The following is an 11,201-nucleotide window of genomic DNA, read 5'->3' as shown; positions in this document are numbered from 1 at the left end:
TCCCTTTCCGCTGTTTTACCATAGACAACCCCTCCGGCAGAGACTGTCAGAGGGGGAAGAAGATGCCGGATAAAAACTTACCGACGACTGATTAACGCGCCAGCCACTGCTGTCCCAGCAGGTCTGCCGTCAGTATCGCGGCATGTACGCTCTCAGGCGTCACCGGGAACGGCATATTGTGGATGGTTTCACCTTCTGCGCAGGTCGCTTTGGCCACGGCCATGATCTTGCCGTCAATGTCGTCTTTCACGCCCATTTCCGCTAACGTTACCGGCAGGCCTACTTTCTGACAGAAATTCAGCACGGTTTCGATCTCTTCCATCGGGCTGTTTTGCAGCACCAGCTGCGCCAGCGTACCAAAGGCGACTTTTTCACCGTGGTACAAATGGTGGCACTCTTCCAGAATCGTAAAACCGTTGTGGATAGCATGCGCCCCTGCAAGACCGCTGCTTTCAAAGCCGATGCCGCTGAGGTAAGTGTTCGCTTCGACAATACGCTCCAGCGCATCAGTCACCACGCCAGCCTGCGCGGCAAAGCGTGCCTTTTCGCCTTCCGCCAGCAGGGTATCATAGCACAGGCGCGCCAGGCTCAGCGCCGCTACGGTGGACTGTCCGCCCGCCATGCTGGTCGCTCTGGCGTCATAACAGGCTTTCGCTTCAAACCAGGTTGAGAGTGCATCGCCCATCCCGGCCACCAGCAGGCGTACCGGCGCTTTGGCAATGATTGCGGTGTCCATCACCACCATATCCGGGTTTTTCGGGTAGATCAGATACTCTTCAAACTCACCGGCTTCGGTATAGATAACGGACAGCGCGCTGGTTGGCGCATCGGTAGAGGCGATAGTCGGGATCACCACCACCGGTAGCTTCTGGTAGTAACCAATCGCTTTGGCGGTATCCAACGTTTTCCCGCCGCCAATCCCAACCACGCCGCGGCAACCGTGCTGTTTCAGAATGGCAATCAGGCGATTAATTTCAATATGGCTGCATTCACCGTTGAAGCGTTCCGCGTGGCAGCTAATGTCGTGGCTGTGCAGGCCATTGAGTACCTTCTCTCCCGCCAGCTTCATCACGAAGTCATCCGCAATCACGAAAAAGCTGTCCGCCAGATTTTTAGCGTATTGACCAAATAAGGTGGAAGCGTCAGGGCCCTGGAGATATTTGGCTGGAGATTGAATAACTTTTAGCATTCCTTTCATCCTCAAATAAGTACATGTTTTTACATGGTGAGCCCTGGCGTTAACCTGTTTGGCCTGTTGCTGTCGGCAAAAACAGGAGGTACCGGAGCGATGCAATAACTGTATGGCGAGGCGTGAACAAAAAAATCTTTCGTCATTTTGTTCTGATATGAAACAGATAAAAACGACGCACGTTCCATTCTGGAACGCTTATCCACAAAAATGATAAGGTTTGCGATCCCGATCCGTACATTTACCCCCAAATCTCCGGCAAACACGAAGCTCAGTTCCTCTTTTACTCATGCAGTTGTATTAAAACCGGCAAAAAAAAGGCTGGCTGCGCCGTATGAGCGGCGCTGATCGCAGGAGAAAAAAGTCGAGCGAGCTCGCATTATGATCATTCCCCGCCTTTTTAAGTTTCATTTCGGAACAAAAAACAACGTCAGCGTTCCGTAATGAAACTCATTTTAGCGTTGTTTTTTTCCGCGCTGACTTCGCCAGAATCTCCTTCATTGCCTCCGCACCATGATCCTACATTCGGGGGTTTGTCTTTTACTCAACCTCGAGGAGCCGTTATGTCTCAATTCTTTTTTAACCAACGCACCCATCTCGTGAGCGACGTCATCGACGGGGCGATTATCGCCAGCCCATGGAATAACCTGGCGCGTCTGGAAAGCGATCCGGCCATTCGCATCGTGGTCCGTCGTGACCTAAATAAAAATAACGTAGCGGTCATTTCCGGCGGCGGTTCGGGACACGAACCCGCGCACGTTGGGTTTATCGGTAAAGGCATGCTAACCGCTGCGGTCTGCGGCGACGTTTTCGCCTCCCCGAGCGTGGATGCAGTACTGACCGCCATTCAGGCGGTGACCGGTGAGGCTGGCTGTTTGTTGATTGTGAAAAACTACACCGGTGACCGTCTTAATTTCGGTCTCGCCGCCGAGAAGGCGCGTCGCCTTGGCTATAACGTTGAAATGCTGATTGTCGGCGACGACATCTCCCTGCCGGATAACAAACACCCACGTGGCATTGCGGGAACTATCCTGGTGCATAAAATCGCAGGCTATTTTGCCGAACGCGGCTATAACCTCGCCACCGTCCTGCGTGAAGCGCAGTACGCAGCCAGCAACACCTTTAGCCTGGGCGTAGCTCTTTCCAGCTGTCATCTGCCGCAAGAAACCGACGCAGCCCCTCGTCATCATCCGGGTCATGCGGAGCTGGGTATGGGCATTCACGGCGAACCAGGCGCATCGGTTATCGACACCCAAAACAGTGCGCAAGTGGTGAACCTGATGGTGGATAAACTGCTGGCCGCCCTGCCTGAAACCGGTCGTCTGGCGGTGATGATTAATAACCTTGGCGGCGTTTCCGTGGCCGAAATGGCCATCATCACCCGCGAACTCGCCAGCAGCCCGCTGCACTCGCGTATCGACTGGCTAATTGGCCCGGCCTCGCTGGTCACCGCGCTGGATATGAAAGGCTTCTCACTGACGGCCATCGTGCTGGAAGAGAGCATCGAAAAAGCACTGCTCACCGAAGTGGAAACCAGCAACTGGCCGACGCCGGTCCCACCGCGTGAAATCAGCTGCGTAGCGTCATCTCAGCGTAGCGCCCGCGTGGAATTCCAGCCTTCGGCAAACGCCCTGGTGGCCGGGGTTGTGGAGCTGGTCACCGCAACCCTTTCCGATCTGGAGACTCATCTGAATGCGCTGGACGCCAAAGTCGGCGATGGCGATACCGGTTCGACCTTTGCCGCCGGCGCGCGTGAAATTGCCAGCCTGCTGCATCGCCAGCAGCTGCCGCTGGATAACCTTGCCACGCTGTTCGCGCTGATTGGCGAACGTCTGACCGTGGTGATGGGCGGTTCCAGCGGTGTGCTGATGTCAATCTTCTTTACCGCCGCCGGGCAGAAACTGGAACAGGGCGCTAACGTTGTCGAAGCGCTAAATACGGGGCTGGCGCAGATGAAGTTCTACGGCGGCGCAGACGAAGGCGATCGCACGATGATTGATGCGCTGCAACCGGCCCTGACCTCGCTGCTCACACAGCCGAAAAATCTGCAGGCCGCATTCGACGCTGCGCAAGCGGGAGCCGAACGAACCTGTTTGTCGAGCAAAGCCAATGCGGGTCGCGCATCGTATCTGAGCAGCGAAAGCCTGCTCGGAAACATGGACCCCGGCGCGCACGCCGTAGCGATGGTGTTTAAAGCGCTAGCGGAGAGTGAGCTGGGCTAAGATGTAACAAGGAGCGCTTCTCAGGTATTTACTGCCTGATGGCGCTTCGCTTATCAGGCAGCACGTTAACGATACACGCGGATCCCACCCTCTACGCCGCGACTAAACAGCACCTGCCAAAGTTCAATATCTCTGGCGCGGAAAGCCCCGGCGCAGGCGCATAAATAGTAGTTAAACATTCTTCTGAAGGTGGCGGAATAACGTGATGACAGCTCCGGCCATGCTTGATTAAAGCGCTCGTGCCACGCCATTAGCGTTTTATCGTAATCGCTGCCAAAGTTATGCCAGTCTTCCATAACAAACCGCGATTCGCTGGCTTCGGCAATATGGGAGATCGCCGGTAAGCAGCCGTTCGGGAAAATGTATTTATTGATCCACGGATCGACGCTCATCCCTTTTTTATTGCTACCAATGGTATGTAGCAGGAACAGTCCGTCCGGTTTTAAACAACGGTCGGCGATGCTGAAATAAGTGTCGTAGTTTTTTGGCCCGACATGTTCAAACATCCCCACGGAGACAATGCGATCGTAGTGTTTATCGAGGTCGCGATAATCCTGCAGCAGAATCTTAACGTCCAGTCCTTCACAGCGCTGCTGCGCCATTTTTTGCTGCTCTTTGGAAATGGTGACGCCTTCCACCGCCACGCCATAATGACGCGCCGCATATTCCGCCAGCCCACCCCAGCCACAACCAATATCGAGTAAACGCATACCCGGTTTAAGTTGTAGCTTCTCACAGATCATTTTTAATTTAGCATTTTGCGCATCGTCTAATGTGGTCGCGTCTTTCCAGTAAGCGCAGGAATATTGCATATGCGGATCAAGCATCAGCGCAAAGAGATCGTTACCAATATCATAATGTTCTTTGCCGACAATCCACGCGCGGCTCCGCGACTGCAAATTAAACAGGCGTGCGCTGGCAATACGTAAAATATCTTTCAGGTTACCCGGCATCTGCTGGTCAAGTTTTGCTTTCAGGATTTTGCAGAACAGAATATCGAGCCGCTCGCAGTCCCACCAGCCTTCCATATAGCTTTCGCCAAGCCCTAACGAGCCTTGTTGCAATACCCGTTTAAAGAAACCGGCATGATGAAGTTGAATGTCCCAGGCACGGGAGCCATTAATCCTGATATCCGCTTGCGAAAGCAGCTCTTTTCCCATTCGGGTCCAGTTATCATTTGTTTCATTGACGATGACAGCATCTGAACAAAGCGAGTTCATGGTATTTACCAAAAGTGGGCTAAAAATTCTTACGCAAGATTATTATGGAAAAAAGAGTGTATGTATTATGATCCGCGGACAAGATCTATCGAGCAGCGGACACACCATCGGGAGCATTGACGATCTATTTATGGAAACTCTCGTGCAAAAACAGTGGAACTCCTTCCCGGATAACTCCATGACGGAACTGCCGCAGGATGTTTACTTTCGCTCTTATGTCCTGGAAGCCAATCATCATGTTCCACAGCATTCACACTCTTTTATGCAGTTTCATTTCGCCCGCAAAGGCAGTATGCGTATTGATGTTGCCGGCAAGTGCTGGATAATCCCGGCGCATTATGGCATCTGGATCCCGAATCATACGGAGCATGCGGTTTGGGCATTGGATGATGTGTATTTAGAGAATCTGGATATTAAACCGAGCTTTCTTGAAGAGAGCATCAATGAATGTAAAGTGGTGGCTATCAGTGATTTCGCCAGAGAGTTTATTCATTACGCCACGAATGTAATTTCGGGCCATTATGATAGCCAGTCAAAAGAGGGCAAGCTGGTTAGCGTCCTGGTCGACATTATTCTGCAGCTTCCGGAAGTCGCTTTTGTATTACCCTGGCCGCAGGATCGCGAATTAACCAAAGTTTGTCGAACAATACAAGAATCCCCGGCGTTGGAGCATTCGGTTGAATACTGGGCGCAGCATCTGGGTATGTCTGCCCGTACCTTTTCACGCCATTTCAAAAAAGAAACCGGATTGCCTTTCAGCGTCTGGAAGCAAAAAATGCGTATTCTGGAATCCGTATTAATGCTGAAGAAAAATAAAAGCGTGACCGCCGTGGCGCTCGACGTAGGGTATTCAAGCACCGCGGCATTTAGCTACGCATTCCGCCAGGCGTTTGGCGTGCCGCCATCTAATTACTGATTAACGACGCTGATGCCAGTAAGCCGCTGCGCGAACAAGTTGCTGATCGAACGCCTCGGTTTCAAAGCGAGCACTCAGGTTTTTGACCACCTTACCTTCGCCGGTAATCCAGATGTAGTAATCATCTGCGGGCACGCTTAGCTGCGATAAGTGTTCATTCACCGCCTGTTCGTCATGGCCGATAAACCACTGAATAGTAAATCCGTCGAGATGGGCAAAATAGTCCTGGTACGCGGCATCCTGCACGCTTACCAGCGCCGTGACGTTCGGACGTACCGCTAAACGGCTGAGCGACTCCAGGCGTCGGCGCAGCGCAGGCATTCCCGATTCATCACACACGTAAACCTGATACGCATAGTCCTCTGGCACCACCAAAGAACCGCGCGGTCCGCCTACCGTCAGCTTGTCACCCTCGCGGGCATTCATCGCCCACGTACTTGCCACGCCACCGTCATGAATATAGAAATCCAGTGCCAGCTCATGGCGTGCTTCGTCATACAACGGCGTGTAATCACGGGATATCGGACGCACGCCGTCAGCCCAGACAATACCTTCATCGGTGACAACCGGCGGCACAAAGTGGCTGCCCGGTTCAGGGAAAAAGACCTTGGTATGGTCGTCAAAGCCGTGTGAGCTAAAACCATCCAGAGCGTCACCGCCCAGTACAATGCGCTGAAAGCCCGCGCTAATACGTTCGACGCGCAGGACGGTAAGTTCCCGAAAACGCAGTTCATTGCGAACGCGCTGCGGGTAGCGTGAGGTGTTTTTTGTCATTTTTTCGCCTTCGGAAGATAATACGATATATCTAATTTAATTTTTAAATGATAATGATTGCTAATCAGAAAGATTGCAAGCACTTTTTTGATATAGTCGCTTTCTGACTAAACGGCTAACACATACCTTTAAAAAAAGATAAAAATCATAAAGTTAAATAAAAAATATTTTATAGCCTTGCGCAAAAATGATATTTAGATATAAATTAGATATATCTAAAACACATCAGGAGACGATGATGCAAAACCATCATGAAGGTTGCTGCAAGCATACAGAGCACCAACACGAAGGCTGCTGCAAGGGTGAAGGGCATCACCACGAAGGCCGCCACAACGAACACCATGCAGGTTGCTGCAAAGGTGAAGAACATCGCCATGAAGGCTGCAACAAAGAACATCACCACGAACAGGGTTGTGGACACCGCCACGGTCGCGGCGGCGGTCGTCGCCAGCGCTTCTTCGGTCACGGAGAATTACGCCTGGTCATTCTGGATATCCTGACCCGCGACGCCAGCCACGGCTATGAGCTGATTAAAGCGATTGAAACCCTGACTCAGGGCAACTATACCCCGAGCCCGGGCGTCGTCTATCCGACGCTGGATTTCTTGCAGGATCAAGAGCTGATCACTATCAGCGACGAGGAAGGTGGGCGTAAACAGATTGCGATCACAACCCAGGGCCAGCAGTGGCTGGATGAAAACCGTGAGCATCTGGAACATATCCACGAACGTATTAAAGCCCGCTGCGTGGGTTTTGAATTACGCAAGAACCCGCAGATGAAACGCGCGCTGGAGAACTTCAAAGCCGTGCTGGACCTACGGGTCAATCATGGTGATACCAGCGATGCACAGATCAAAAAAATCATCGGTATTATCGATCGCGCTGCGCTGGATATTACTCAACTGGATTAATCTACAGAGCAGGCGGAACGCGTTCACCCTGCGTTCCGCCTTTATCGTTAATATTAATGCAGCACCGTAACCGCATCTTCCAGACGACCAGCGCGATGTTTCACCATCGCGGAAATCTGGGCGCTCTCTTCAACCAGTTCGGCGTTTTTCTGCGTAATGTTGCTTAATTCATTCACTGCGCGAGTCAGGCTCGAAAGACCATCTGACTGTTCCAGCGTTGAGTGACTGATTTGGGCGATCAACTGCGTCACGTTTTGCACCTGCGCCACAATATCATCCATCGTGCGCCCTGCGGCGTGAACCTGGTCGGATCCGGACTGCACCTTATCGGCGCTGGCATCAATCAGCTTGCGGATATCATTGGCTGCACTGGCGCTGCGGCTGGCAAGATGACGCACTTCTCCCGCCACCACGGCGAACCCTTTCCCCTGCTCACCCGCCCGTGCGGCTTCAACAGCGGCGTTCAGGGCCAGAATATTAGTCTGGAAAGCAATATCGTTAATCAGCGTGGTAATGGTGCCGATCCGCTGGGTGCTGTTGGCGATATCATCCATAGTTTTGATGACGGTATCCATCGCCTCGCCGCCGTGCGTCGCCGCGCTGCTGGCTGCAATGGAGAGCTTGTCGGCCGCGGCGGCGGTCTCTGAGTTTTGCTTCACCGATGCCGCCATCTGATTCATGGTGGTCACCGTTTCCTGCACGTTCTCTACGGTCTGCTGCGTATGCTTGTTTAAATCATCGCTGCCCTTCGCCAGCGTTTCGCTGTCGCTGCGCACACAGCTCACCTGACTGGAGACATCATGGATGAGCCAACGGCACATTAGCCCCAGTTGCCCCACCGCTCGCAGCATCAGACCCAGTTCATCACTGCGGTTAAGATGCGACACGCTGTTTCGTTCACCGGTCGCCACTTTTAGCGCCTGACGAGCGACATTCTCAATAGGACGCACAATCTGCCATTCGAAAATAGCCGTTCCTAGCATCATCACCAGCGCGCTTATCAGCAGTAACGGCCATTCGGCGCCCATTTGCTGCAATGCGGCCGCCAGTACGATAAACATAATTGCCATTACGCTGCGCACTCGCCAGCGAATCGGCAGCGCCGGGAGTTTACCCAGCCAGCCTTTGCGTACCACCAGTCCTTTATGGATACGTCGGTTGCAACGCCCTTCATTCAGCGCTTTATATAAAGGCTCTACCGCCGCAATCTCCTCGTCAGTGGCCCGGGTACGAATCGACATATATCCGGTGACACGACCTTCCCGTACCATCGGCACCGCATTGGCCCTTACCCAGTAGTGATCGCCATTCTTACGCCGGTTTTTCACAATCCCGCTCCATGGCTCGCCCTGTTTCAGGGTGTACCACATATCCGCAAACGCCGCTTTTGGCATATCCGGATGACGAACCAGATTGTGCGGCTTATCGAGCAATTCATTCAGTTGATAGCCACTGACCTGGACAAAGGTATCGTTCGCGTGGGTGATATAGCTTTGTAAATCGGTGGTCGACATGAGGGTGATATCATCATCCAGCGGTGTATTTTGCTGACTAACGTAGGGATGAGAAGACATGATTGCGTCCTGTGCAGGTTATCTGGTTGTTAACTCTTTCGGCTTATGTTATTTCGGCGATAATTTTTTTATCTTTAGTTGTTAAATTTGATTTAGATCGCAATTTGCGATTAAACCTCAAAATCTGTACGTATTCTAATCCATTGATTTAAAATACTTTCATCCAGTAACTATTCAACTACACTTCTACCAACGCACCGTCACAGTGCAAATATTGCTCACTTTTAGCGCAGAAAAGTGCTTTTCCGATCTGTTTTCGCGGTCTTAACCTGGGCAAAATGCCAGCAAATGTTAAACATCAGCATTAAATGTTGCGTGAATGAGATGTTTCCTGGTGTTTATCCCGATTTTTGCTAAGCGCGCCGGAATGGCGCAATCACTGCAATACTTAAATCAGTATCATGTGATACGCGAGCTCCGGGAGCATATTTTGAACAGGTTACCTTCCAGCGCATCGGCCCTGGCCTGCAGCGCACACGCACTGAATCTCATCGAAAAGCGCACGCTTGATCATGAGGAAATGAAATCATTAAACCGAGAGGTGATTGAATACTTCAAGGAGCATGTCAATCCGGGGTTCTTAGAGTATCGAAAATCTGTAACTGCAGGCGGGGATTACGGAGCCGTAGAGTGGCAAGCGGGAAGCCTGAATACGCTTGTCGACACCCAGGGGCAGGAGTTCGTCGATTGCCTGGGTGGATTTGGAATTTTCAACGTGGGGCACCGTAATCCAGTCGTGGTTTCCGCCGTACAGAATCAACTCGCGAAACAACCTCTGCACAGCCAGGAGTTACTTGACCCTCTGCGGGCTATGCTGGCAAAAACCCTCGCCGCGCTGGCGCCAGGTAAACTGAAATACAGTTTTTTCTGTAACAGCGGGACCGAGTCGGTTGAAGCCGCTCTGAAGCTGGCGAAAGCGTATCAATCGCCGCGCGGTAAATTTACGTTCATTGCCACCAGTGGCGCATTCCACGGCAAATCACTGGGAGCACTGTCCGCCACGGCTAAATCAACCTTCCGCAAACCCTTTATGCCGCTGCTGCCGGGTTTCCGCCATGTGCCGTTTGGCGATATTAACGCGATGCGCACCATGCTTAGCGAGTGTAAAAAGACCGGTGACGACGTCGCAGCCGTGATCCTCGAACCTATCCAGGGTGAAGGGGGCGTGATCCTGCCACCGCAAGGGTATTTGCCCGCCGTGCGTAAACTTTGCGATGAGTTTGGCGCGCTGATGATCCTTGATGAAGTGCAGACCGGCATGGGTCGTACCGGCAAAATGTTCGCCTGCGAGCACGAAAACGTGCAGCCCGACATTATGTGTCTGGCCAAAGCGCTGGGCGGCGGCGTGATGCCAATTGGCGCAACTATTGCCACTGAAGAGGTGTTTTCCGTCCTGTTCGATAATCCCTTCTTGCATACCACCACGTTTGGCGGCAACCCGCTCGCTTGTGCGGCTGCGTTAGCCACCATTAACGTCCTGCTGGAGCAAAATTTACCGGCTCAGGCGGAGCAGAAAGGCGATATGTTGCTGGATGGTTTCCGCCAGCTTGCGCGGGAGTACCCAGACCTGGTGCATGATGTACGCGGTAAAGGCATGCTGATGGCAATTGAGTTTGTCGATAATGAAATCGGCTACAACTTTGCCAGTGAGATGTTCCGCCAGCGGGTACTGGTTGCCGGCACGCTAAACAATGCAAAGACGATCCGTATCGAACCGCCGTTAACGTTAACGATCGAGCAATGCGATCTGGTATTGCGATCGACACGCAAAGCCCTGACAGCATTACGGGTGAGCGTGGAGCAGGTGTAATACAGGTCGGATGGCGCTGCGCATCTCAGGCTTACGGGATCAAATGTAGGTCGGATAAAAGCGTAGCCGCCATCCGGCAATTAGCACAACTTAAACAATCCGCACACCCGCAGGCATAAGGCGTTCTGGCGTCAGCAGCACGCTTTCGCTGCCATCGTCCGTCTCAGCGCAGAGCAACATGCATTCTGACGTTTCCCCGCGCATTTTGGCCTTTTGCAGATTACACAGCACCACCACCGTTTTCCCCATCAATTCCTCTTCGCTGTAATAAGGCACCAGGCTGGTCACGGTTTGCAGCGTACGCTCTCCCACATCCACCTGCACGATATACAGCTTATCAGCATTGTCATGGCGCTTTACCTGTGCGATTTTTCCAACACGTATTTCCATTCGGGCAAAATCAGCAAATGCGACGGTATCCATTGTGTTCTCCTTTGGTAAAATTTTACTAAATACTAGCAAAATATTTTCTTGGCATGGTTCTCAAAAGCGGGAAAATGACGTAGTCATCACACTCTGAAAGCCCAGTTTTACCCCAGGCATGTCAATTAAACGTACTTTTTTTACTGAAAACAGATGAATAGAT

At 52.1% G+C, this 11,201-nt stretch carries 9 protein-coding genes; 4 read left to right on the top strand and 5 right to left on the bottom strand.

Features of this window, described 5'->3' with window-relative positions; all coding sequences use genetic code 11:
• Window positions 1–91 precede the first annotated feature (91 nt).
• Window positions 92–1,189 (bottom strand): glycerol dehydrogenase, encoded by a 1,098-nt coding sequence (locus HVZ39_RS03045; protein ID WP_016154586.1) that lies wholly within the window; start codon window positions 1,187–1,189, stop codon window positions 92–94.
• A 563-nt stretch (window positions 1,190–1,752) separates the two neighbouring features.
• Here HVZ39_RS03045 and HVZ39_RS03040 point away from each other — a divergent pair.
• Window positions 1,753–3,411 (top strand): glycerone kinase, encoded by a 1,659-nt coding sequence (locus tag HVZ39_RS03040; RefSeq protein WP_181633211.1) that lies wholly within the window; start codon window positions 1,753–1,755, stop codon window positions 3,409–3,411.
• Between the two features lie 65 nt (window positions 3,412–3,476).
• Here HVZ39_RS03040 and cfa read toward each other — a convergent pair whose 3' ends face one another.
• Window positions 3,477–4,631 (bottom strand): cyclopropane fatty acyl phospholipid synthase, encoded by a 1,155-nt coding sequence (gene cfa / locus HVZ39_RS03035; protein ID WP_019077741.1) that lies wholly within the window; start codon window positions 4,629–4,631, stop codon window positions 3,477–3,479.
• A gap of 67 nt (window positions 4,632–4,698) precedes the next feature.
• Here cfa and HVZ39_RS03030 point away from each other — a divergent pair, with 67 nt between their 5' ends.
• Window positions 4,699–5,547, top strand: a complete 849-nt coding sequence (locus HVZ39_RS03030; protein ID WP_181633210.1) for a helix-turn-helix transcriptional regulator — start codon at window positions 4,699–4,701, stop codon at window positions 5,545–5,547.
• On the opposite strand, the gene HVZ39_RS03025 is transcribed toward HVZ39_RS03030, so the two are convergent.
• Window positions 5,548–6,321 (bottom strand): siderophore-interacting protein, encoded by a 774-nt coding sequence (locus HVZ39_RS03025; protein ID WP_049040510.1) that lies wholly within the window; start codon window positions 6,319–6,321, stop codon window positions 5,548–5,550. It abuts the gene before it with no gap.
• Between the two features lie 235 nt (window positions 6,322–6,556).
• Between HVZ39_RS03025 and HVZ39_RS03020 the strand changes: the two genes are divergently transcribed.
• A complete protein-coding gene (locus HVZ39_RS03020; RefSeq protein ID WP_161623113.1) occupies window positions 6,557–7,231 on the top strand; it encodes a PadR family transcriptional regulator in 675 nt (224 codons plus the stop codon).
• Window positions 7,232–7,284: 53 nt separating this feature from the next.
• On the opposite strand, the gene HVZ39_RS03015 is transcribed toward HVZ39_RS03020, so the two are convergent.
• The gene (locus HVZ39_RS03015; protein ID WP_016154592.1) at window positions 7,285–8,805 is read right to left on the bottom strand and encodes a PAS domain-containing methyl-accepting chemotaxis protein; all 1,521 of its coding nucleotides are present in this window, start codon (window positions 8,803–8,805) and stop codon (window positions 7,285–7,287) included.
• A gap of 430 nt (window positions 8,806–9,235) precedes the next feature.
• On the opposite strand from HVZ39_RS03015, the gene ygjG reads away from it, so the two are divergent.
• Entirely contained in the window at window positions 9,236–10,615 is a 1,380-nt protein-coding gene (gene ygjG, locus HVZ39_RS03010; protein ID WP_181633209.1) for a putrescine aminotransferase, read from the top strand.
• 90 nt (window positions 10,616–10,705) lie between these two features.
• Here the strand turns inward: ygjG and HVZ39_RS03005 are convergent, their stop codons facing one another.
• Window positions 10,706–11,038 (bottom strand): tRNA-binding protein, encoded by a 333-nt coding sequence (locus HVZ39_RS03005; RefSeq protein ID WP_016157522.1) that lies wholly within the window; start codon window positions 11,036–11,038, stop codon window positions 10,706–10,708.
• Window positions 11,039–11,201: the final 163 nt, after the last annotated feature.

The sequence above is a fragment of the Citrobacter sp. RHB35-C21 genome (assembly GCF_013816515.1).
Classification (GTDB): domain Bacteria; phylum Pseudomonadota; class Gammaproteobacteria; order Enterobacterales; family Enterobacteriaceae; genus Citrobacter; species Citrobacter braakii.
This window is presented reverse-complemented; position numbering and strand designations above follow the sequence as displayed.

What these genes read in the sequence shown, in the direction of transcription:
- HVZ39_RS03045 (WP_016154586.1), bottom strand. Translation starts at nt 1,189, where the DNA reads ATGCTAAAAGTTATTCAATCTCCAGCCAAATATCTCCAGGGCCCTGAC.
- HVZ39_RS03040 (WP_181633211.1), top strand. Translation starts at nt 1,753, where the DNA reads ATGTCTCAATTCTTTTTTAACCAACGCACCCATCTCGTGAGCGACGTC.
- cfa (WP_019077741.1), bottom strand. Translation starts at nt 4,631, where the DNA reads ATGAACTCGCTTTGTTCAGATGCTGTCATCGTCAATGAAACAAATGAT.
- HVZ39_RS03030 (WP_181633210.1), top strand. Translation starts at nt 4,699, where the DNA reads ATGATCCGCGGACAAGATCTATCGAGCAGCGGACACACCATCGGGAGC.
- HVZ39_RS03025 (WP_049040510.1), bottom strand. Translation starts at nt 6,321, where the DNA reads ATGACAAAAAACACCTCACGCTACCCGCAGCGCGTTCGCAATGAACTG.
- HVZ39_RS03020 (WP_161623113.1), top strand. Translation starts at nt 6,557, where the DNA reads ATGATGCAAAACCATCATGAAGGTTGCTGCAAGCATACAGAGCACCAA.
- HVZ39_RS03015 (WP_016154592.1), bottom strand. Translation starts at nt 8,805, where the DNA reads ATGTCTTCTCATCCCTACGTTAGTCAGCAAAATACACCGCTGGATGAT.
- HVZ39_RS03005 (WP_016157522.1), bottom strand. Translation starts at nt 11,038, where the DNA reads ATGGATACCGTCGCATTTGCTGATTTTGCCCGAATGGAAATACGTGTT.